General features: G+C 71.4%; 20 protein-coding genes and 1 riboswitch. Of the genes, 10 read left to right on the forward strand and 10 right to left on the reverse strand.

Translation table 11 applies throughout. The features are described 5' to 3' along the window. Positions 1-25 precede the first annotated feature (25 nt). The 6 genes from frr (at position 26) to AB0447_RS20285 (ending at position 6,786) form a co-directional block, all read left to right on the forward strand. Positions 26-583 carry a ribosome recycling factor gene (gene frr / locus AB0447_RS20260; protein WP_030298420.1) on the forward strand — a complete coding sequence of 186 codons (558 nt, stop codon included), beginning with the start codon at positions 26-28 and terminating at the stop codon, positions 581-583. Further along, complete coding sequence (locus tag AB0447_RS20265; RefSeq protein ID WP_366478060.1) at positions 583-1,563, forward strand: phosphatidate cytidylyltransferase; 981 nt, start codon at positions 583-585, stop codon at positions 1,561-1,563. The genes frr and AB0447_RS20265 overlap by 1 nt, the downstream gene beginning before the upstream one ends. A gap of 102 nt (positions 1,564-1,665) precedes the next feature. Beyond that, on the forward strand, positions 1,666-2,778 hold the full coding sequence (gene rlmN / locus AB0447_RS20270; protein WP_366478061.1) for a 23S rRNA (adenine(2503)-C(2))-methyltransferase RlmN: 1,113 nt from the start codon (positions 1,666-1,668) through the stop codon (positions 2,776-2,778). A 20-nt stretch (positions 2,779-2,798) separates the two neighbouring features. Further along, positions 2,799-2,909: riboswitch (TPP riboswitch) on the forward strand. Positions 2,910-2,999: 90 nt separating this feature from the next. Continuing rightward, on the forward strand, positions 3,000-4,094 hold the full coding sequence (locus AB0447_RS20275) for a thiamine ABC transporter substrate-binding protein (RefSeq protein ID WP_366478062.1): 1,095 nt from the start codon (positions 3,000-3,002) through the stop codon (positions 4,092-4,094). Positions 4,095-4,147: 53 nt separating this feature from the next. After that, a complete protein-coding gene (locus tag AB0447_RS20280; protein ID WP_366478103.1) occupies positions 4,148-5,761 on the forward strand; it encodes an iron ABC transporter permease in 1,614 nt (537 codons plus the stop codon). Between the two features lie 8 nt (positions 5,762-5,769). Further along, on the forward strand, positions 5,770-6,786 hold the full coding sequence (locus AB0447_RS20285; RefSeq protein ID WP_366478104.1) for an ABC transporter ATP-binding protein: 1,017 nt from the start codon (positions 5,770-5,772) through the stop codon (positions 6,784-6,786). Positions 6,787-6,878: 92 nt separating this feature from the next. Here the strand turns inward: AB0447_RS20285 and AB0447_RS20290 are convergent, their stop codons facing one another. From AB0447_RS20290 to AB0447_RS20315, 6 genes are all read right to left on the reverse strand, one after another. After that, positions 6,879-7,790: a hypothetical protein gene (locus AB0447_RS20290; protein ID WP_366478063.1), complete on the reverse strand. Its 912-nt coding sequence runs from the start codon at positions 7,788-7,790 to the stop codon at positions 6,879-6,881. An 82-nt stretch (positions 7,791-7,872) separates the two neighbouring features. Then, positions 7,873-8,988 carry an LOG family protein gene (locus tag AB0447_RS20295; RefSeq protein ID WP_366478064.1) on the reverse strand — a complete coding sequence of 372 codons (1,116 nt, stop codon included), beginning with the start codon at positions 8,986-8,988 and terminating at the stop codon, positions 7,873-7,875. A 25-nt stretch (positions 8,989-9,013) separates the two neighbouring features. Next, on the reverse strand, positions 9,014-10,102 hold the full coding sequence (locus AB0447_RS20300; protein WP_366478065.1) for a hypothetical protein: 1,089 nt from the start codon (positions 10,100-10,102) through the stop codon (positions 9,014-9,016). Beyond that, positions 10,084-10,854: an ATP-binding cassette domain-containing protein gene (locus AB0447_RS20305; protein ID WP_366478066.1), complete on the reverse strand. Its 771-nt coding sequence runs from the start codon at positions 10,852-10,854 to the stop codon at positions 10,084-10,086. The genes AB0447_RS20300 and AB0447_RS20305 overlap by 19 nt, the downstream gene beginning before the upstream one ends. Positions 10,855-11,018: 164 nt before the next feature. Further along, positions 11,019-12,380 carry an aspartate aminotransferase family protein gene (locus tag AB0447_RS20310; protein WP_366478067.1) on the reverse strand — a complete coding sequence of 454 codons (1,362 nt, stop codon included), beginning with the start codon at positions 12,378-12,380 and terminating at the stop codon, positions 11,019-11,021. A gap of 3 nt (positions 12,381-12,383) precedes the next feature. Beyond that, on the reverse strand, positions 12,384-12,887 hold the full coding sequence (locus tag AB0447_RS20315; RefSeq protein ID WP_366478068.1) for an Lrp/AsnC family transcriptional regulator: 504 nt from the start codon (positions 12,885-12,887) through the stop codon (positions 12,384-12,386). A gap of 170 nt (positions 12,888-13,057) precedes the next feature. Between AB0447_RS20315 and AB0447_RS20320 the strand changes: the two genes are divergently transcribed. From AB0447_RS20320 to AB0447_RS20330, 3 genes are all read left to right on the forward strand, one after another. After that, positions 13,058-14,497, forward strand: a complete 1,440-nt coding sequence (locus tag AB0447_RS20320; protein ID WP_366478069.1) for a gamma-aminobutyraldehyde dehydrogenase — start codon at positions 13,058-13,060, stop codon at positions 14,495-14,497. Positions 14,498-14,593: 96 nt separating this feature from the next. Continuing rightward, positions 14,594-15,772 (forward strand): spermidine/putrescine ABC transporter substrate-binding protein, encoded by a 1,179-nt coding sequence (locus AB0447_RS20325; RefSeq protein ID WP_366478070.1) that lies wholly within the window; start codon positions 14,594-14,596, stop codon positions 15,770-15,772. A 60-nt stretch (positions 15,773-15,832) separates the two neighbouring features. After that, on the forward strand, positions 15,833-16,324 hold the full coding sequence (locus AB0447_RS20330) for a hypothetical protein (protein WP_366478071.1): 492 nt from the start codon (positions 15,833-15,835) through the stop codon (positions 16,322-16,324). A 25-nt stretch (positions 16,325-16,349) separates the two neighbouring features. Here AB0447_RS20330 and AB0447_RS20335 read toward each other — a convergent pair whose 3' ends face one another. Further along, positions 16,350-17,048, reverse strand: a complete 699-nt coding sequence (locus AB0447_RS20335) for a glycerophosphodiester phosphodiesterase (RefSeq protein ID WP_366478072.1) — start codon at positions 17,046-17,048, stop codon at positions 16,350-16,352. 12 nt (positions 17,049-17,060) lie between these two features. After that, the gene (locus AB0447_RS20340) at positions 17,061-18,086 is read right to left on the reverse strand and encodes an adenosine deaminase (RefSeq protein ID WP_366478073.1); all 1,026 of its coding nucleotides are present in this window, start codon (positions 18,084-18,086) and stop codon (positions 17,061-17,063) included. A 116-nt stretch (positions 18,087-18,202) separates the two neighbouring features. Between AB0447_RS20340 and AB0447_RS20345 the strand changes: the two genes are divergently transcribed. After that, positions 18,203-18,907: a DUF4190 domain-containing protein gene (locus AB0447_RS20345; RefSeq protein ID WP_366478074.1), complete on the forward strand. Its 705-nt coding sequence runs from the start codon at positions 18,203-18,205 to the stop codon at positions 18,905-18,907. An 88-nt stretch (positions 18,908-18,995) separates the two neighbouring features. On the opposite strand, the gene AB0447_RS20350 is transcribed toward AB0447_RS20345, so the two are convergent. Together AB0447_RS20350 and AB0447_RS20355 are read right to left on the reverse strand one after the other, a co-directional pair. Beyond that, complete coding sequence (locus AB0447_RS20350; RefSeq protein ID WP_366478075.1) at positions 18,996-20,576, reverse strand: TROVE domain-containing protein; 1,581 nt, start codon at positions 20,574-20,576, stop codon at positions 18,996-18,998. A 514-nt stretch (positions 20,577-21,090) separates the two neighbouring features. Next, positions 21,091-21,645, reverse strand: coding sequence for an NADAR family protein (locus tag AB0447_RS20355; protein ID WP_366478076.1), 555 nt, complete (start codon positions 21,643-21,645; stop codon positions 21,091-21,093). Positions 21,646-21,693 lie beyond the last annotated feature (48 nt).

The raw sequence follows: 21,693 nt of genomic DNA on the forward strand, positions 1-21,693 counted from the left end.
CATATCTGACATGCAGGAGCACGTGGTGATCGAAGAAATCCTCCTCGAGGCCGAGGAGAAGATGGAGAAGGCCGTCGTGGTGGCCAAGGAGGACTTCGCCGCGATCCGCACCGGCCGTGCGCACCCGGCGATGTTCAACAAGATCGTGGCGGACTACTACGGCGCCATCACGCCCATCAACCAGCTCGCCTCGTTCTCGGTGCCCGAGCCGCGCATGGCGATCGTCACCCCGTTCGACAAGAGCGCCCTGCGCAACATCGAGCAGGCCATCCGCGACTCCGACCTGGGCGTCAACCCCAGCAACGACGGCAATATCATCCGGGTGACCTTCCCGGAGCTGACGCAGGACCGCCGCAAGGAGTACATCAAGGTCGCGCGCACCAAGGCCGAGGACTCCAAGGTCTCCATCCGCTCCATCCGCCGCAAGGCGAAGGACGCCCTCGACAAGCTCGTCAAGGACAAGGAGTCCGGCGAGGACGAGGTGCGCCGCGCGGAGAAGGAGCTCGACGACACCACCGCGAAGTACGTCGCGCAGGTGGACGAGCTGCTCAAGCACAAGGAAGCCGAGCTCCTCGAGGTCTGATGAACGACTCTCCCTGGGAGGCGGAGCCGGTTCCGGCAGGTCCCGCATATGATCGGGGGGCCGCCCTCGCGGGCGGCCCCCCGTTCCGCGCCGACATGCCGCCGCAGGAGCCCATGCCCACGCCACCCCCGCAGGCCCCGCAGGACGCCTCGCCGCCGCCGAAGAAGCGCGCCGGGCGTGACCTGCGTGCAGCCATAGGGGTCGGTGTCGGCCTCGGCGCCGTCATCTTCGCCTCGCTGCTGATCGTCAAGGCCGTCTTCGTCGGCGTCATCGCCGTCGCCGTGGTCGTCGGCCTGTGGGAGCTGACCTCCCGGCTGCAGGAACGCAAGGGCATCAAGGCACCGCTGGTGCCGCTCGCGGTCGGCGGCGCCGCCATGGTCATCGCCGGGTACGTCCGGGGCGCCGAGGGCGCCTGGGTCGCGATGGCGCTGACCGCGCTGGCGGTGCTGGTGTGGCGGATGACGGAACCGCCCGAGGACTACCTCAAGGACGTCACGGCGGGGGTCTTCGCGGCCTTCTACGTGCCGTTCCTCGCCACCTTCGTCGCGATGCTGCTGGCCGCCGACGACGGCCCGCAGCGGGTGATCACCTTCCTGGTGCTCACGGTGGTCAGCGACACCGGCGCGTATGCGGTGGGCTGGCGCTTCGGCAAGCACAAGCTGGCCCCGCGGATCAGCCCCGGCAAGACCCGCGAGGGCCTGTTCGGTGCGATGGCCTTCGCGATGGCGGCCGGCGCGCTGTGCATGGAGTTCCTGATCGACGACGGCTCCTGGTGGCAGGGCCTGCTCCTGGGTCTGGTGGTCGCCGTCAGCGCCACCCTGGGCGACCTGGGCGAGTCGATGATCAAGCGGGACCTGGGCATCAAGGACATGGGCACCCTGCTCCCCGGCCACGGCGGCATCATGGACCGGCTGGACTCGCTGCTGCCGACGGCCCCGGTGGTCTGGCTGCTGCTGGCGGCCTTCGTGGGCACCGGCTGATCACGCCGTACCGCTGCGAGGGGCCCGTACGGGGCCCAACCGTTACTCTGGAAGGGCGCGCTGCCGGTGCAGCGCGCCTTTCGTCTTAGAGGAGTACCTGCCATGGCCCGCCCCGCTCCCGGTGAGCTCACCTTCGTCGCGCCCCGCGGGGCGAAGAAGCCACCGCGGCACCTGGCCGACCTGACCCCCGCCGAGCGGCGTGAGGCGGTCGCCGCGATCGGGGAGAAGCCCTTCCGGGCCAAGCAGCTCTCCCAGCACTACTTCGCCCGGTACGCGCACGACCCGGCCGAGTGGACCGACATCCCGGCCGCGGCCCGCGAGAAGCTCCGCGACGAGCTGCTGCCCGAGCTGATGACCGTGATCCGGCACATCTCCTGCGACGACGACACCACCCGCAAGACCCTGTGGAAGCTCCACGACGGCACCCTCGTGGAGTCCGTCCTGATGCGCTACCCCGACCGGGTCACCATGTGCATCTCCTCGCAGGCCGGCTGCGGCATGAACTGCCCGTTCTGCGCCACCGGCCAGGCCGGCCTGGACCGCAACCTGTCCACCGCCGAGATCGTCCACCAGATCGTCGACGGCATGCGCGCCCTGCGCGACGGCGAGGTCCCCGGCGGCCCGGCCCGCCTCTCCAACATCGTCTTCATGGGCATGGGCGAGCCGCTCGCCAACTACAAGCGGGTGGTCGGCGCCATCCGCCGGCTGACCGACCCGGAGCCCGACGGCCTGGGCCTGTCCCAGCGCGGCATCACCGTCTCCACCGTCGGCCTGGTCCCGGCCATGCTCCGGTTCGCCGACGAGGGCTTCAAGTGCCGGCTCGCCGTGTCGCTGCACGCCCCGGACGACGAGCTGCGCGACACCCTGGTACCGGTGAACACCCGCTGGAAGGTCCGCGAGGTGCTGGACGCGGCCTGGGAGTACGCCGAGAAGTCCGGCCGCCGCATCTCCATCGAGTACGCGCTGATCCGCGACATCAACGACCAGGCCTGGCGCGGCGACCTGCTGGGCCGGCTACTCAAGGGCAAGCGGGTGCACGTCAACCTGATCCCGCTGAACCCGACCCCGGGTTCCAAGTGGACCGCCTCCCGTCCCGAGGACGAGCGCGCGTTCGTCCAGGCCATCGCCAACCACGGCGTGCCGGTGACCGTCCGTGACACCCGCGGCCAGGAGATCGACGGCGCCTGCGGCCAGCTCGCCGCCAGCGAGCGGTAGGCTGGCCCCCGTACATCTGCATATTCCGACAGGGGAGCGCCACAGCGCTGAGAGTGCGGCACCCGTCAGGCCGCAGACCCTCTGAACCTCGCCCGGGTCATTCCGGGTAGGAAGTTCGGTCAACACCTCAAGCTGTTGCGCCCTGCCCGGGTGCCCCGCTCGATCCAGAGCGCCCGGGCGGGGCCGCGTCTTCTCCTGGTCATCCCAGGAGGAAATGTTCCGTGAGCACCACCAAGAAGATCGCGGGTACCGCGCTCGCAGCGGCGCTGGGCGTCAGCACGCTGGCCGCGTGCGGCGGCGACGCCAAGGACAAGGGCGCCGCGAGCGGTGAGCCCAAGTCGAAGACCGTCACCCTGGTCAGCCACGACTCCTTCAACGCGTCCGACGCGGTCCTGAAGGAGTTCGAGAAGCAGACCGGCTACAAGGTCAAGGTGGTGAAGAGCGGGGACGCCGGCGCCGCGCTCAACCAGGAGATCCTCACCAAGGGCAAGCCCCGCGGCGACGTCTTCTTCGGTGTCGACAACACCCTGCTGTCCCGGTCGCTCGACAACGGCATCTTCACCCCGTACGAGGCCAAGGGCCTGGCCGGGGTCGGCGAGGCCTACCGGCTCGACGCGGAGCACCGGGTCACCCCGATCGACACCGCCGACATCTGCGTCAACTACGACAAGAAGTACTTCGCGGACAAGAAGCTCGCCCCGCCGCAGACGCTGGACGACCTGATCAAGCCCGAGTACAAGAACCTCCTGGTCACGGAGAACGCCGCGACCTCCTCCCCGGGCCTCGGCTTCATGCTCGCCACCGTCGGCAAGTACGGCGAGAAGGGCTGGGAGGACTACTGGAGCAAGCTCAAGGCCAACGGCGTCGAGGTCGTCGACGGCTGGGAGCAGGCCTACAACGAGCGGTTCTCCGGTTCCGCGGGCGGCAAGAAGGCCAAGGGCGACCGGCCGCTGGTCGTCTCCTACGCCTCCAGCCCGCCGGTCGAGGTGCTGTACGCCGAGCCGCAGCCGGCCGAGGCGCCGACCGGTGTCTCCACCGGCACCTGCTTCCGCCAGATCGAGTTCGCCGGGCTGCTGAAGGGCGCCAAGAACGAGGCGGGCGGCAAGGCCCTGCTGGACTTCATGATCGGCCAGGGGTTCCAGGAGGACATGCCGCTGAACATGTTCGTGAACCCGGTGATCAAGGACGCGAAGCTGCCGGAGATCTTCACCAAGCACGGTGTGGTCATCGAGAAGCCCGAGACCGTCGCCCCGGACACCATCGCCGAGAACCGTGAGCAGTGGGTCAAGGCGTGGACCTCGCTCGTCGTGAAGTAGTCCGCGGCAGCAGCGTGAAGCAGCGCAACGGCACGGCCGTCCGGCTGGCCCTGATGGCCGTGCCCCTCGCGTTCTTCGCGCTGTTCTTCGCCTGGCCCGTCGCGTCCATCGTCGGGCGCGGGCTCAAGACCGACACCGGCTGGCAGTTCGGCCGGATCGGCGAGGTGGTCGCCCGGCCCGACATCGCCGACGTGCTCTGGTTCACCACTTGGCAGGCGCTCGCGTCCACCGCGCTCACGCTGCTGATCGCACTCCCCGGCGCATACGCCTTCGCGCGCTTCGAGTTCCCCGGCAAGCAGCTGCTGCGCGCCGTGGTCACCGTGCCGTTCGTGCTGCCGACCGTGGTCGTCGGCACCGCCTTCCTCGCCCTGGTCGGCCGGGGCGGCCTGACCGACGAGCTGTGGGGCGTCCGGCTGGACACCACCGTCTGGGCGATCCTGCTGGCCCACGTGTTCTTCAACTACGCCGTGGTCGTCCGTACCGTCGGCGGGCTGTGGGCCCAGCTGGACCCGCGCCAGGAGGAAGCCGCCCGGGTGCTCGGCGCCGGCCGGTTCGCGGCCTGGCGGCGGGTGACCCTGCCGGCGCTGGCCCCGGCGGTGGCCGCGGCCGGCCTGATGGTGTTCCTGTTCACCTTCAGCTCCTTCGGCGTCGTACTGATCCTCGGCGGACCCTCGTACGCCACCCTGGAGGTGGAGGTCTACCGGCAGACCGCGCAGCTGCTGGACCTGCCGACGGCGGCCGTGCTGACCCTGGTGCAGTTCGCCGCGGTGGGTGCGATCCTCGGCATCCACGCCTGGACCGTGCGCCGCCGGGAGACCGCGCTGCGGCTGGTCGACCCGTCCGGTACGGCGCACCGGCCGCGGGGGTTCGCCCAGCGGGCGCTGCTCGGCGGGGTGCTGGTCACGGTGGCGCTGCTGATCGTGCTGCCGCTCGGCGTCCTGGTGGAACGTTCCTTCGACGCTCCCGGCGGCTACGGCCTCGGCTTCTACCGGGCCCTCCAGGACGCCGGGGCCACCGGCACCTTCCTGGTGCCCCCGCTGGAGGCGGTCTGGAACTCCCTCCGGTACGCGCTGGCCGCCACCGCCATCGCCCTGCTCATCGGCGGACTCGCGGCCGCCGCCCTCACCCGGCGGGCCGGCCGCTTCGTCCGCGGGTTCGACGCGCTGCTGATGCTGCCGCTGGGGGTGTCTGCGGTGACCGTCGGCTTCGGCTTCCTGATCACCCTGGACGAGCCGCCGTTCGATCTGCGGACCTCGTGGATCCTGGTGCCGCTGGCCCAGGCCCTGGTCGGCGTGCCCTTCGTGGTGCGGACCATGCTGCCGGTGCTGCGGGCCGTCGACGACCGGCTGCGGGAGGCCGCGGCGGTGCTCGGCGCCTCGCCCTGGCGGGCCTGGCGGGAGGTGGACCTGCCGCTGGTCCGCCGGGCCCTGCTGATCGCGGCCGGGTTCGCCTTCGCCGTCTCGCTCGGCGAGTTCGGGGCGACCGTCTTCATCGCCCGGCCCGACCAGCCGACCCTGCCGGTGGCCGTGGCCCGGCTCCTCGGACGGGCGGGCGAGCTCAACTACGGCCAGGCGATGGCGCTGAGCACCATCCTGATGCTGGTGTGCGCGGTGTCCCTGCTCGTCCTCGAGCGGCTGCGGCCCGACAAGACCTCCGGAGAATTCTGATGCGCGGAATGCTGGAACTCGAGGACGTATCGGTCCGCTTCGGCGAACGTGCCGTGGTCGACTCCGTGCACCTCGACGTCGCCGAGCACGAGATCGTGTGCGTGCTCGGCCCGAGCGGCAGCGGCAAGTCCACCCTGCTGCGGGTGATCGCCGGACTGCAGGAGGTCTGTGCGGGCCGGGTCCGGCTCGGCGGCGCCGACCAGGCCGGCGTGCCCGTGCACCGGCGCGGGGTGGGCCTGATGTTCCAGGACCACCAGCTGTTCCCGCACCGGGACGTGGGCGGGAACGTCGCGTTCGGCCTGCGCATGCAGGGCTCCCGCCGGGGCTCCCTGGACGCCCGGGTCGCGGAACTGCTCCAGCTGGTCGGCCTGCCGGGCGCGGAGCGGCGCGCGGTGGCCTCGCTGTCCGGCGGCGAACAGCAGCGGGTCGCCCTGGCGCGGGCCCTGGCCCCGTCGCCCCGGCTGCTCATGCTGGACGAGCCGCTCGGCCAGCTGGACCGGGGGCTGCGGGAACGCCTGGTGGTCGAACTGCGTGCGCTGTTCTCCCGGCTGGGCACCACCGTGCTGGCCGTCACCCACGACCAGGGCGAGGCCTTCGCCTTGGCCGACCGGGTGGTGGTGATGCGGGACGGCCGGGTCGCCCAGGCGGGTTCCCCGCTGGAGGTCTGGCAGCGGCCGGCCTCGGAGTTCGTGGCCCGCTTCCTGGGCTTCGAGAACGTGGTACCGGCCACTGTGTCCGCCGGCGCCGCGGACACCCCGTGGGGCCGGATACCGGTCCCGGCCGGCACCCCGGACGGGAAGGGCCGGCTGCTGGTCCGCCCGGCGGGCGTCCGGCTGGGCGGCGAGGGCCTGCCCTGCACGGTGGAGGCCCGCACCTTCCGCGGCACCCATGTGGCGGTCACCCTGCGCCCGGAGTCGGGCCCGCCGCTTGAGGCCGAGTGCGAGCTGGCGGAAGCGCCGGAGGTGGGTGCCGCCGTGTCGGTCACCTTCACGGCGGCGGACGTGGTGCTCCTCCCGGCGGAGTAGCGGACCCGCCCCGCGTACGGCCGACGGCCGACGGCCGTCGCACCGGCCGGTCCGCGCCTCTGCGGCCCGGGTCCGGCCGGCCCGGGGACGCGCTACCGCACCCCGACCGGCTCGGGGGCCGGCTCCGCGGCGGCCGCCGCCTCCGGCTCGTGCTTGCCGAACCAGGCCACCGCCACCGCGCCGCCCACCGCGAGCAGGAAGCCCAGCACCGCCAGCCAGCCGAGGCCGGCGCGCGAGGCGTCGCCCAGCCACAGGACGCCGATCGCGCCGGGCAGGACCGTCTCGCCGACCACCAGGGCCGCCGTCGCCCCGTTGACCGAGCCGATCTGCAGGGCCACCGTGTGCAGGTACATGCCGCCGGATCCGGCGATCAGGATGGCGTACAGGGCGGGGTCGGACAGCAGGGCACCCAGGTCGAACGGGTCGACGCCGTCGAGGATGCGCACCCCGACGCCCAGGGCGCCGAACCCCAGACCGGACAGCAGACCGGCGAGGATCGCGGCCCGCCCGCCGAGGAACCGGACGGCCACCGTCCCGCCCACGATGATCAGTACGGTCACGGCCAGCAGCCACCAGTGGGTGGACACCGGGGTGTGGCCGCTGCCCTCGTGGCCCGCCGCCGTGGCGAGCAGCACCAGCGCGGCACAGACCACCCCGATGGAGGTCCACTCCTTGCGGGTCAGCCGGATCCCCAGCAGCTTCACGCTCAGCACCGCCGTGATCACCAGGTTCGCGCTGATCACCGTCTGCGAGAGGAACAGCGGGAGCAGCCGGGCCGCCAGCGCGCCCAGCCCGAAGCCGACGAAGTCCAGGATGGTGCCGACGATGAACTCCCAGGTCATCGCGGCCTTCGCGGTGGACGCGAGGTTGGGCCCGCCGTGCTGGGTCACCCCGGCCGCGCCGGGGGTGGTGCGGGCGGCCCGGCGGGAGCCCACGGCTTGCAGCACGGACCCCGTGCCGTAGCAGATGGACGCCGCGATGGCGGTGAGCAGGCCTATGAGCACTGAGCGCTCCGATCACGTCTGGCAGGTTTTGCGGGTACCACTGCCAGACGTCCGAACGGGCCCGGAAGTTGCCTGAGGTGTCTCAGTTCATGTCGGCGCTCATGTCGGCGCTCATGTCGGCGAGGGCCTGCGGCACCTCGTCCACCGAGTCCACCAGCGCGATCCGCGGTTCCATCGCACGCCCCTGGGCCAGCGACCGCAGCAGCGGCCAGACCGGCAGCCGCTCGGTCCAGTGGGCCCGGTCGACCAGGACCATCGGGGTCGGTTCGCCGCGCGACCCGTAGTAGTTGGGGGTCGCGTTGTCGAAGACCTCCTGCACGGTGCCGGCCGCGCCCGGCAGGAACACCACTCCCGCGTTCGACCGGGCCAGCAGGCCGTCCTCCCGGGTGGCGTTCGCGAAGTACTTGGCGATGTGGCCGGCGAACGCGTTGGGCGGCTCGTGCCCGTAGAACCAGGTCGGGATGCCCACCGAATCGCCGCCGGCCGGCCAGCGCTCCCGCACCGCGAAGGCGGCCTGCGCCCATTCCGACACGGACGGCGTGAACGAGGGTGCCTTGGCGAGGAGTTCCATGGCCTCGGGCAGTGCCTCGTCGGGCATCGTGGACAGGTACGCGCCCAGGTTCGCGGCCTCCATGGCGCCGGGACCGCCGCCGGTGGCCACCGTCAGCCCGGACCGGGACAGCGCCCGGCCGAGCTCGGCCGCGCCCTGGTAGGCCGCGCCGCCGCGGGCCATCGCGTGGCCGCCCATCACGCCCACCACCCGGGCGCCCGCCAGGTGTTCGTCCAGGGCGTCGGAGATGGCGTCGTCGTGGATGGACCGCAGCATCGACGAGAGGACGTCCCCGTCCGCCTTGGTCTCCTGGAACCAGACGTACGCGCGGGCGTCCGGGGTGGACTCGTAGCCGGAGGCCAGCGAAGAGAACAGCTCCTCCGGCGTGTAGAGCAGCCCCCGGTACGGGTTGAACGGCAGGTCCGGCACCGGCGGGAACACCAGCGCCCCGTCCGCCCGGACCTTCGCCGCGGCGTCCGGCTCCATCGGGCAGCCGAGGAACACGGCCGCCGTGGTGTCCGAGGACAGCAGTGCGAAGGTACGTTCCAGCAGGTTGACGGACTGGATCCGGTACCCGCTCAGGGAGCCGCGAGCGACCACCTGGTCGAATTCGGCGAGCGTCTCGATCTCGATGTCTGCGTGGACCATCCGGCCACCCTACGGCGGACCCCGTTCAGCGCGTCAGGGCGGCCGCCGTCAGCTGGGCCACGCCCCAGCTCAGCGGGGCGCAGACCGCCAGCAGGGCGGTGGCCCGCAGGGTGGCCGCGGTCCGCAGCACCCGGCCCGGGGTGCCCAGGCCCAGCAGGGTCTCCCGGTTTTCGGTACGGGCCTGCCGGGCCTCGACGGCGGCGGTGACGAGGGTGGCGGCGGCGCAGCCGGCGACCAGCGCGGCCGCCGGTCCGGTCAGCGGGCCCAGCGGCAGCGGCAGTCCGCCCCGGTCGCGCAGGGCCAGCGCGGTGAATCCGGCGGCGGCCACCGCGCACAGCAGGCCGAGCGGGCCGCCCACCCGGCCGGCCTCCTCCTGGAGGCCCCGTCCGGCGAGCAGCCGCAGGGCGCCGGGCCGGACGGCCTGCACCAGTGCCCCGCAGCCGTACGCGAGCGCGGGCCCGGCCAGGGTCATCCCGGCCGCGGTCAGCGACCAGCCGGCCAGCATCCCGGCCGTGCCCCGGCCGGCGTACGCCTCGACGGCGAGGCCGCAGGCGGTGAGGGCCACCCCCCAGGGCAGGCCGGACTGCGGGGTGCGCGCCGCCCGGGGGCGCAGGGCCAGCGCGGCGGCGGTGGATCCGGCCAGCGGCACCAGGGCCAGCAGGGTGAGCGCCGCCGCCACCGGCAGCGGCCGGTCGGCGTGCAGCAGTGCGGCCCCGGCGCCGTCGAAGGGCAGTCCGGTGACGTCGCCGCGCAGGTGCAGGAAGACGGCGAGGGCGAGGGCGCTGCCCAGGGTGCAGGCCACGGCGGTGGAGACGGCCGCGATCAGGGTGAGCCGTACGGGTCCCAGCCCGGCCGCGGACAGCGCGTCCCGGGGCCGGGTCGCCGGATCGGTACGGGCCACCGCGACGGCCAGGTGGACGGTGGCGGCGATCGGCACCAGGGCCCAGAGGAGCCGGGGGAACGATCCGCCGGATCCGGCCGATCCGGCGGTCGCAGCGGCGTCCGCGAGGACGTACAGCAGCAGGAAGCCGGTCCCGGCGGAGGCCGCGGCGACCAGCAGCCGGCGCAGCTGCACCACCGGGCGGGAGCCGCGGGCTAGGCGGAGAGCGAGCACTCGGCGCGGCCCTCCGGGGTGTCGGGGACCGTCGGGGAGGCGGCGGGCGCGGCTGCGGCGGGGCGGCCGTCGAGGAGGGCGAGGCGGCGGTCGGCGGCGGCCGCGGTCTCGGGGTCGTGGGTGGCGATCAGCACGGTGATGACGTGGGACCGGGCGGCGGTGGTCAGGGTGCGGAGCAGCTGGGCGCGTTCGGCGCGGTGCAGGGGGGCGGTCGGCTCGTCGGCGAAGATCACCGAGGGTTCGTTGACCAGGGCCCGGGCCAGGGCCACCCGCTGGGACTCGGCCCGGTTCAGGGCGCGCGGCCGCTTGCGGGCGAAGGTGCCGATGTCGAGCCGGTCCAGCCATTCGAGGGCGGTGTGCTTGGCGGCGCGGTGGGAGGCCCCGGAGATCAGGAGCGGCAGGGCGGCGTTCTCCCACACGGTCAGTTCGGGCAGCAGCTGCGGCTCGGGGCCGATCCAGCCGAACCGGTCCCGGCGGAGCCGTTCCCGGGCCAGGGCGCCCATGGTGTGCACGGGCATGCTGTTGAACCACACCTCGCCCTGGTCGGGCAGCAGTTGCCCGGACATGCAGCGGAGCAGGGTGGTCTTCCCGCAGCCGCGGGGTCCGGTCACGGCGAGGATCTCGCCCACGCGGACGCCGACCGAGACGCCGATGAGGCCGGGTGAACCGCTGTGGGAGTAGTGCAGGGACCGTGCCCAGAGGACGTCGTTATCCGGTGGGGCGTTGTCCGGTGGAGCCACCATGGCGTACACCTCCGTCCGGGGGAACGAAGCGGAGCCGGATCGGTCACTGGCGCCGTAAAGAGATGTAAAGAGATGAGCGTCTCGGCTGCGGACAGCACACGGCCCGGACCCCCGCGTTCTCACTCGAACGGAGGATCCGGGCCGTGGGCGGCGCCGGGACGGCGGCGTGCTGCTTAGAGCTTGGTCCACGCCTCGGTGAGCACCGAGCGCAGGATGCCTTCGATCTCGTCGAAGGTGCCCTGGTCGGCGATCAGCGGCGGGGCCAGCTGGATGACCGGGTCACCGCGGTCGTCGGCGCGGCAGTACAGGCCGTTGTCGAAGAGCGCCTTGGAGAGGAAGCCGTAGAGCACGCGCTCGGTCTCCTCGTCCGTGAAGGACTCCTTGGTGGCCTTGTCCTTGACGAGCTCGATGCCGTAGAAGAAGCCGTTGCCGCGGACGTCGCCGACGATCGGCAGGTCGTGCAGCTTCTTCAGGGTGTTGAAGAAGTTGCCCTCCTGGTCCAGCACGTGCTGGTTCAGGCCTTCCTTGTCGAAGATGTCGAGGTTGGCGATCGCGACCGCCGAGGACACCGGGTGGCCACCGAAGGTGTAGCCGTGCAGGAAGGTGTTGTCGCCCTTGTAGAACGGCTCGGCGATGCGGTCCGAGACGATGCAGGCGCCGATCGGGGAGTAGCCCGAGGTCATGCCCTTGGCGCAGGTGATCATGTCGGGCACGTAGCCGAACTTGTCACAGGCGAACATCGTGCCGAGGCGGCCGAAGGCGCAGATCGTCTCGTCGGAGACGAGCAGCACGTCGTACTGGTCGCAGATCTCGCGGACCCGCTGGAAGTACCCGGGCGGCGGCGGGAAGCAGCCGCCGGCGTTCTGCACCGGCTCCAGGAAGACGGCCGCGACGGTGTCGGGGCCCTCGAAGAGGATCTGCTGCTCGATCTGGTCGGCGGCCCAGCGGCCGAAGGCCTCCGGGTCGTCGCCGTGGATCGGGGCGCGGTAGATGTTGGTGTTCGGCACCTTGTGGGCACCGGGGACCAGCGGCTCGAAGGGGGCCTTCAGGGCCGGCAGGCCGGTGATGGACAGGGCGCCCTGCGGGGTGCCGTGGTAGGCGACCGCGCGCGAGATGACCTTGTACTTGGTGTGCTTGCCCTGCAGCTTGAAGTACTGCTTGGCGAGCTTCCACGCGGTCTCGACGGCCTCGCCGCCACCGGTGGTGAAGAAGACCTTGTTCAGGTCGCCGGGAGCGTAGTCCGCGAGGCGCTCGGCGAGCTCGACGGCCTTGGGGTGCGCGTACGACCACACGGGGAAGAACGCGAGTTCCTGGGCCTGCTTGTAGGCGACCTCGGCCAGTTCCTTGCGGCCGTGACCGGCGTTGACCACGAACAGTCCGGCGAGACCGTCGAGGTAGCGCTTGCCCTTGTCGTCGAAGATGTAGGTGCCCTCACCACGCACGATGGTGGGAACGGGCGCGTTCTCGTAGGACGACATGCGGGTGAAGTGCATCCACAGGTGGTCATACGCGGTTTTGGAGAGGTCCTGGCTCACGGGCTATCGAGTTCCCCACATGTAGGTCTGCTTCTTCAGCTTCAGGTAAACGAAGCTTTCGGTTGATCGCACGCCGGGGAGCGTGCGGATCTTCTTGTTGATCGTTTCGAGCAGGTGGTCGTCGTCCTCGCAGACGATCTCCACCATCAGGTCGAACGAGCCCGCGGTCATCACCACGTACTCGCACTCGGCCATCTGGGTCAGTGCGTCGGCCACCGGGTCGAGGTCTCCCTCGACGTTGATGCCGACCATGGCCTGGCGCCGCAGGCCCACGGTGAGCGGGTCGGTGACGGCGACGATCTGCATGACGCCCTGGTCGAGCAGCTTCTGCACGCGCTGGCGCACGGCTGCCTCGGAGAGGCCCACGGCCTTGCCGATCGCTGCGTAGGGACGGCGACCGTCCTCCTGCAGTTGCTCGATGATCGCCAGGGACACAGCATCGACCGAAGGGGACGGTTGTCTGTTCCTGGAATCTGCGCTTCGACTGACCACGACCTCACTGTGCACGAGGAGTCGTCTGTTCCGCAACCCGGATTCGATGAAATCCGTTGTTTCGAAGACTGAATCTCACTGATTTCGCAGTTGGCCGTGTCTGGCTCTGTCGAAAGCGTCACCTGACGGGCTAGGCTGGGGTGGTTGTCTCAATCATTGGACATGTGATCAGGAGTGTGGGTGTAGTGACCACCGAACTGCGTCGTCTGCGCAACTACATCGGCGGAGAGTTCAAGGACGCCGCCGACGGGCGGACCACCGAGGTGGTCAACCCCGCCACCGGCGAGGTCTACGCGACCGCCCCGCTGTCCGGGCAGGCCGATGTCGACGCGGCCATGGCCGCCGCTGCCGCCGCCTTCCCGGGCTGGCGCGACACCACGCCCGCCGAGCGGCAGAAGGCCCTGCTGAAGATCGCGGACGCCTTCGAGGCGCGCGCGGACGAGCTCGTCGCCGCCGAATCGGAGAACACCGGCAAGCCGCTGGGCCTCACGGCCAGCGAAGAGCTCCCGCCCATGGTCGACCAGATCCGCTTCTTCGCGGGCGCGGCGCGCATGCTGGAGGGCCGCTCGGCCGGCGAGTACATGGACGGGATGACCTCGATCATCCGCCGCGAGCCGGTCGGCGTCTGCGCCCAGGTGGCGCCGTGGAACTACCCGATGATGATGGCCGTGTGGAAGTTCGCGCCGGCCATCGCCGCGGGCAACACCGTGGTGCTCAAGCCCTCGGACACCACCCCGGCCTCCACCGTGCTGATGGCCGAGATCATCGACTCGATCCTGCCCAAGGGCGTCTTCAACGTCATCTGCGGTGACCGCGAGACCGGCAAGGCGATGGTCGAGCACCCCGTACCGGCGATGGCCTCCATCACCGGCTCCGTCCGGGCCGGCATGCAGGTCGCCGAGAGCGCCTCCAAGGACGTCAAGCGCGTCCACCTGGAGCTCGGCGGCAAGGCCCCGGTCGTGGTCTTCGAGGACGCCGACCTCGCCAAGGCCGTCGAGGACATCGCGGTGGCGGGCTACTTCAACGCCGGACAGGACTGCACGGCCGCGACCCGCGTGCTGGTCCACGAGTCCATCCACGACGAGTTCGTGGCGGCGCTGGCCAAGGCCGCTGCCGACACCAAGACCGGCCGGCCGGACGACGAGGACGTGCTGTACGGCCCGCTGAACAACCCGAACCAGCTCAAGCAGGTCGCGGGCTTCATCGAGCGCCTCCCCGCCCACGCCAAGGTCGAGGCGGGCGGCCACCAGGTCGGCGAGAAGGGCTACTTCTACGCCCCGACCGTGGTCTCCGGCCTCAAGCAGGACGACGAGATCATCCAGAACGAGGTCTTCGGCCCGGTCATCACCGTGCAGTCCTTCACGGACGAGGCCCAGGCCCTGGAGTACGCGAACGGCGTCGAGTTCGCCCTCGCCTCCTCCGTGTGGACCAAGGACCACGGCCGCGCGATGCGCATGTCCAAGAACCTCGACTTCGGCTGCGTGTGGATCAACACCCACATCCCGCTGGTCGCCGAGATGCCGCACGGCGGCTACAAGAAGTCCGGCTACGGCAAGGACCTCTCCGCCTACGGCTTCGAGGACTACACGCGCATCAAGCACGTGATGACCTCGCTCGGCGGCTGATCGATCATCGCCTCGGGCATCGCCCGGTACTGAAGGGGCGGGCAGTAGACAGAATGTCTATTGCCCGCCCCTTCGGCGTTCGCCGAGTCTTGCCCCATGCCTGAACTCGCCTTCTCCCGCCGCGCCGTGCTGCGCGGCCTCGGTGCCGCGGCCCTGCCGGCCGCCCTCGCCGGCTGCGGGGTTCCCGCCGCGTACGTCCCGGAGGACCGGCGCGGCGGCCGGGACCGCTCCGGCCCGGACAAGAGCGTGGCCTTCGCCAACTGGCCGCTCTACATCGACACCGACGAAGAGGACGAGACGAAGCGGCCGACGCTGGAGGCCTTCTCGGGGCGGACCGGGATCTCCGTCCGCTACACCGAGGAGATCAACGACAACGACGAGTTCTTCGGCAAGGTCAGCCCGGCCCTGATGAACCGCCAGGAGACCGGCCATGACCTGGTGGTGGTCAGCGACTGGATGGCAGCCCGGTTCGTCCGCCTGGGCTGGGCGCAGAAGATGGACCGGTCCGCCCAGTCCAACGTGGCCGAGCACCTGGACCCCCAACTGCGCTCGCCCGCCTTCGACGAGGGCCGTCTGCACACCGTCCCCTGGCAGTCCGGGATCACCGGGATCGCCTACAACCGCAAGGCGCTGGGCCGCGAGATCAAGTCCGTCCGGGACCTGTGGCACCCGGACCTGGCCGGCAAGGTCACCCTGTTCTCCGGGCTGGACGAGTCCTTCGCCCTGCTGATGCAGGGCAACGGCGTGGACGTCACCCGGTGGACCGAATCCGACTTCCACCGGGTGTGCGACCAGGTGGAGGCGCTGGTGAAGAAGAAGCACGTCCGGCGCTTCACCGGCAATGACTACACCTCCGACCTGAGCAAGGGCGACGTGCTCGCCTGCCAGGCCTACTCGGGCGATGCCATCCAACTCCAGGCGGACAACCCCGACATCGAGTTCGTGGTCCCCGAAGAGGGCGCCGAGCTCTGGGCGGAGAGTCTGCTGATCCCCAACCTGGCCCGGCACAAGGCCAATGCGGAAGCCCTGGTCGACCACTACTACGACCCGGAGGTCGCCGCCGAACTCGCCGCCTCGGTCAACTACGTCTGCCCGGTCCCGGCCGCCCGCGAGGTGCTGGCCGGCTCCGAGGACGAGGAGACCGCCGAACTGGCCGAGAACCCGCTGATCTTCCCCGACGAGGACATGCGCAAGCGGCTCGCGGTGGCCCGGGACATCTCGGCGTCGGAACGCCGGTCCTTCGCCAAGCGCTGGAACGGGATCGTCGGCCTCTGATGTTGAACGCGTTCGAGAATCGTCTTGAACGTGTTCAGAAGATCGGCGTAGGGTGCTGCCATGAGCGAGAGAAGCACCCTTCTCCGGCGTGTCCGCGCCTGGCTGGTCCTGTTCCTGGTCTGCCTGGTCCTCAGCGGAGTCACCGCCTTCCCCCTGGTCACCGAACTCCACTGGCTCGACTCCCTGGTGGACAACGACTGGGTCCACCGGGTCCGCGAAGGACTCGACCGCGCCGACGCCGACTACCCCTTCCTCCTCTACGGCACCGACTGGCTGGCCTTCGCCCACCTCGTCATCGCGGTCTTCTTCTACGGGGTGTACCGGGACCCGGTCCGCAACATCTGGATCGTCGAAGCCGGCATGATCGCCTGCGCCGGCATCATCCCGCTGGCGCTGATCTGCGGGCCGATCCGCGGGATCCCCGTCTGGTGGAGCGTCATCGACATGTCCTTCGGGGTGTTCGGGGTGATCCCGCTGCTCGTCCTCCACCGCATGATCAAGCGGCTGGAGGCGCTGCCCCGGCGCGCGGACGGGGCCCCGGCCCTCGCGTAGTCCGTCCCGCTCGTCCCCGTCCCCGTCACCGGCCGTACTCGGCCCGGACCGCGGTCAGCACGTCCACCCGGTTGGTGGTGATCGAGTCCACCCCGGCCTCGATCAGCTTCCGCATGGTCCGCTTGGTGTCCGCGGTCCAGGCCGACACCAGCAGCCCGTCCGCGTGCAGCGCGTCCACCAGCTCGCGGCTCACCAGGCCGAAGCGGTAGTTGAGCCAGCGGGGCGTCACCGCGTCGAGCAGGATCCGGCGCGGCGGGCTCAGCGTGGTCCAGGTCAGCGCGATCTCCGCGCCCGGGTCGGCCAGCCGTACCGCGAGCATCGTGGTCGGGCCCGCGCAGTAGTACGTACGGTCGCGGGCCCCGCATTCGCGCACCTGCCCGACGACCGTCCGCACCGCCTCCGCCGTCGCCCCCGGCAGATCGATCATGACCCGGCCGGCCCCGGCCGCGAGCAGGGCCTCGCGCAGGGTCGGCACCCCGCCGCCGGTGAGCTCGCGCAGCTGCGCGGCGGTCATCGTGCCCAGCAGGACGTCCGCCCGCCACAGCCGCTTCAGCGTCTCGTCGTGCAGCAGGACCGGCACCCCGTCACGGGTCAGCCGTACGTCGATCTCGACCGCGTCCGCTCCGCGCTCGAACGCGGAGCGGAGCGAGTCGAGGGTGTTCTCCCGGAGCCGGTAGGGATCGCCGCGGTGGCCGACAGCAGTCAGGGTGCGCATGATCCCCATTCTCCCGGCCGGTCAGCGGGCGAGCCAGGCGGCGGTGTACGTGTCGATCTCCGCCGCCAGCTTCGCCTTGCCGGCCGGGTCGAGGAAGGAGGCTTCCACGGCGTTCTTCGCGAGCTCGGCGAGTCCGCGCTCGTCCAGGTCCAGCAGCCGGGCGGCGACCGCGTACTCGTTGTTCAGGTCGGAGCCGAACATCGGCGGGTCGTCGCTGTTGATGGTCACCAGCACGCCGGCCGCCACCATCTCCTTGATCGGGTGCCGGTCGAGGTCGGCGACGGCGCGGGTGGCGATGTTGGAGGTGGGGCAGACCTCCAGCGCGATCCGGTTCTCGGCCAGGTACTTCAGCAGGGCCGGGTCCTGGGTGGCGCTGGTGCCGTGGCCGATGCGCTCGGCGCCCAGCTCGTTGATGGCGTCCCAGATGGTCTGCGGGCCGGTGGTCTCGCCCGCGTGCGGCACGCTGTGCAGGCCGGCCGCCCGCGCCTGGTCGAAGTAGGGCTTGAACTGCGGGCGCGGCACACCGATCTCGGGGCCGCCGAGGCCGAAGGAGACCAGTCCCTCGGGGCGCAGGTCGACGGCGAGCCGGGCGGTCTCGGCGGCGGACTCCAGGCCGGCCTCGCCGGGGATGTCGAAGCACCAGCGCAGGATGACGCCGAGTTCGGCCTCGGCGGCCTTGCGGGCGTCCTCGATGGCCTCCATGAAGGCCTTCTCGTCGATGCCGCGGCGGGTGGAGGAGAACGGGGTGATGGTCAGCTCGGCGTAGCGGATGTTCTGCCGGGCCATGTCGCGGGCGACCTCGAAGGTCAGCAGCCGTACGTCCTCCGGGGTGCGGACCAGGTCCACCACCGACAGGTACACCTCGATGAAGTGCGCGAAGTCGGTGAAGGTGAAGTAGTCGGCGAGCGCCTCGGGATCGGTGGGCACCTTGGAGTCCGGGTGCCGGGCGGCCAGTTCGGCCACGATGCGGGGCGAGGCGGAGCCGACGTGGTGGACGTGGAGCTCGGCCTTGGGAAGCCCCGCGATGAAGGGGTGCAGATCGGTCATGAGGGGCAGGCCTTTCGGGAGCCGGGTGCGACGGGCGGGCAAGGGTTCATCGTAGGCAGGCCCGGGGCGCTGTCGGCGGCAGCCCTTAGCATGGCCGTACGAGAGGGGGGCGCCAGATGACCGACCAGAGCCCCGAGCCTGCCGACCCGTGGGCGCCGCCGGACCGGGCGGCGATGGACCGCGGCGGGCAGTACAGCGCTTCGGGCGCGCCGGGTGCGGCGGGCGGCCCGGCCTCCGTGCACGACCAGCCGACCATCACCGGGATGCCGGGCGGCGGCGGGATCCAGCCGCCGCAGCCGCCGCAGCCTCAGCCGCAGCCCTACCCCGGGCAGCCGTCCGCTGAGGCCACACCCGCGTACGGGTACCCCGCGCAGCCGGACACGGGCGGACCGGGATACGGATACGGGTACGGGTACGGCTACCCGGGCGGTGCGCACACCGGCCAGGCCCGCTACACGGGATACCCGGCCGGCTCCGGCTACCCGGCGTACGCCGTCCCGATGCGCAACGGATTCGGCGTCACGGCCCTGGTGCTCGGCATCATCTCGGTGGCGCTGTTCTGCACCAGCTTCTTCGCCGTGGCCCTCGGCGTCACCGCCGTGATCTTCGGCGTCCTCGGTCGCGGCCGGGCGGCCCGCGGCGAGGCCGACAACGGCGGGGTGGCGCTGGCCGGGATCATCCTGGGTGCGGTGGGCATCGTGGTGGGCACGCTGCTGCTGGCGCTGCTGTTCGCCGACATGGCCGACGACGACGGGGACCGCGACGGCGGCTCCGAGTACGACCCGCCCACCTCTACCTCCCAGGTGCTGCACCGAGGCTGACGCGGACCCCGGCTCCGGCTCGGTTCCGGGCCGGAGCCGTGAGCCGGGCCCGGGCGGGACCCGGGCCCGGACCCGTGAGCCGGATCCGTCAGCCGGCCCACGGCCAGTCGGCGGACCGGCCGCTCTCGATCAGCGACACCATCCGGAACGCGGCGTCGGTGAGACCGCCGAACGTGTGCCGGTTCGCGGAGCCGGAAGGGCCGTGGCCCACCCGGTACCCGGCCAGGTTCCAGGTGTACACCGGCACCGAGCTCGGCACCTCCGCCGTCGGGTCGCCGCCGTATCCGTACGAGCCGGCCTGCTCGTCGGTGACGATCAGCACCCGGTCGTGGTCCCGGTAGTGCTCCTTCACGGCGCGGGCCGTATCGGTGCCACCGAGGTTCCCGAACCGCTCCAGCACCTTCAGCACGGACTCGCCCCGGGTGTACGGGACCACCTGGCTGGTCGTCCCGAACTGCACGAGGTCGGCGTTCTCGGCCCGCAGCGCCAGCGCCGACCCGAAGACGGCCGCCGCGTCCGCCCGGTTGAGCTCGGAGCGTTCCGACAGCCGGCACCACATGGACCCGGACCGGTCGACGAGGACCAGCGTCCGGCCGGGCAGCGCCGGTACGTTGGCCAGCGAGTGCCCGAGCGCCTGCTCCAGCGGGTACGCCCAGCGCAGCGAGGGTGCGTGCTGGTAGGCGGCCAGGTAGCGGAAGGGGAACTGCCGGGACCGGGCGACGACTTCGGGGTCGGAGATCTTCGCCGCGACCGTCGCGGCCACCTCGTCCGAGACCCCGGCCTGGTCGAAGTTGCGCAGGTTCCGCAGCAGCGCCATCGCGCCCATGGACGGGATGACCGCCTCCCAGGCGGCCGCGTCCATCGGCCCCTGAAGCCATCCGGCCAGCGCCTCCCAGGTCATGCCCGCCTCCGCGAGCCGCTCCGCCCCGTCCGGGGCGAGGACCACGCCGCGCCGCTCCGGTACCGGCAGCCCCATCAGCGCCCGGTGGGCGGCGAGGGTCCGGTTGCCGGCCGGGACCTCGGCGTTCTCCGGGTTGTGCCGGCGGTCCAGGGCGTAGCGGAACAGCTCGCCCTGCCAGGGCTTGGCCGGGTCGGGGGAGGCGTGCACGAGGTTGAGGACGTCACCGAAGCGGTAGCCCTTGGAGGCGGTGTCGTACTTCAGCAGTGAGGTGCCGGAGTAGAGCCGGCGTACCGCGTCGGCGATGCCGCGCTTGACGGGCTTGGGCACGTTCCGCCCGTACGCCGCCGTCCAGTAGGCCAGCAGCTCGCCGGGCTCGTCCGGGCGCTGGAGCACGGACTCCACGACCTGGCGGTTCGAAGGGCCGCCGGTGGCGCCCGCGTCGAGCCGCGCCTTGACGTACTCGGCGGCGCCGACGAGCGAGGCGGTCCGCATGTTCGCGTCCCCGCGGAGCCAGCGCAGCAGGCCGGCGGTCCACACGGGGTCCTCGACCGCGAGCCGCCGTACGAGCGCGGCGAAGCGGTCGTCGCGGTCGGTCCCGCTCTCGTAGAAGGTCTGCTGCGTCACGAAGTTGGCGACGGCGAGCAGGAACAGCTCGGAGCGCGCATCGCGTTCGTGCCCGGGGCCGCCCTGGTGGGTGCGGGCGCGGCCGGTCGAGCGTACGGGCGAGGTGGGCGCTGCTTTGAATGCGCGCAGGTTGAAACGAGCCATGGTGAATCCCCCCGAATTCAAAGGAAAGCGGGGGAGGCGTGACGTGGAGGACGCCCGAGATCAGGATCGGCGGCGGACTTGTGCCCGGCGAGCTTCCGCGCTGCTCCACCGGCCCGTTCCCTTGCGGGTGACGGGCCGGGTGGGATTCGAACCCACGACCTCCGGGTCCGGAGAAGTAACCGTCGCCTGCGCACCGGGCATCCCCCACGCGTGCCTCCCGAGATCAAGGTGGCGGCGGCCTGGGATTCTTTGCAAAAGAAGGAGCCGCAGCCTGCGCACCGGGAGGTGCGTGACGTAGGTGTCCAGAGATCGAAGTCGGCGAAACCACGTGGTGCTCTACCAACTGAGCTACACCGGCCCGAAGCCGGTGACGGGACTCGAACCCGCGGCCGCCCCATTAACAGTGGAAGTAGGTCTCGCCTTCGCACCTGGACAAGGATCACGTTAGGCGGCGGGGCGCCGGTGCCGCCACGCAATTACTGCCTGCCCGATCAGGCAGGCATCCCGAGGTGCGTCACGCCGCGTCGGTCCGCAGGCGCTCGCGGGCCTCCATGAGGGCGAAGCCCAGCAGGTTCAGGCCCTGCCAGCGGGCCGGGTCCAGGGCGCGCTCGTCGTCGGCCGGCAGGCCGATGCCCCAGATCCGGTCCAGCGGGCTCGCCTCCACCAGCACCCGGTTCCCGGTGCCCAGCAGGTACCCGTGCAGCTCGGGTGTGGAGGCGAACTTGTGCAGGCTGCCCTCCACCACGATGCCGAACCGCTCCCGCTCCCACATCGCGTTGTCGAAGCCGCGCACCAGGCGGCCCGCCTTCTTCGCCTCCGCCGGGGTCGCGGCCGCCAGCGCCGCGCGCTCCGCCTCCGGGTCGCCGAACAGCCGGGCCTTCTCGGCCATCATCCAGTGCTCCGCCGTGGCGTACTCGACGTCACCGACCGTGAACGGGGAGGGCCACCACTGGCTCAGGCAGCTCGGTCCGAGCGAGCCGTCGGGCCGCGGACGGTGTCCCCAGAAGGGCAGGTACTTGACCCGTTCACCCCTGCTGACCTGCTCGATCAGCTTGTCGATCTTCTCCATGCACGCCAGTCTGGCAGCCGCCACGGACACTTCGTACGGGATTTGCGG

The organism is Streptomyces sp. NPDC051211 (genome assembly GCF_040689505.1).
Lineage (GTDB): Bacteria > Actinomycetota > Actinomycetes > Streptomycetales > Streptomycetaceae > Streptomyces.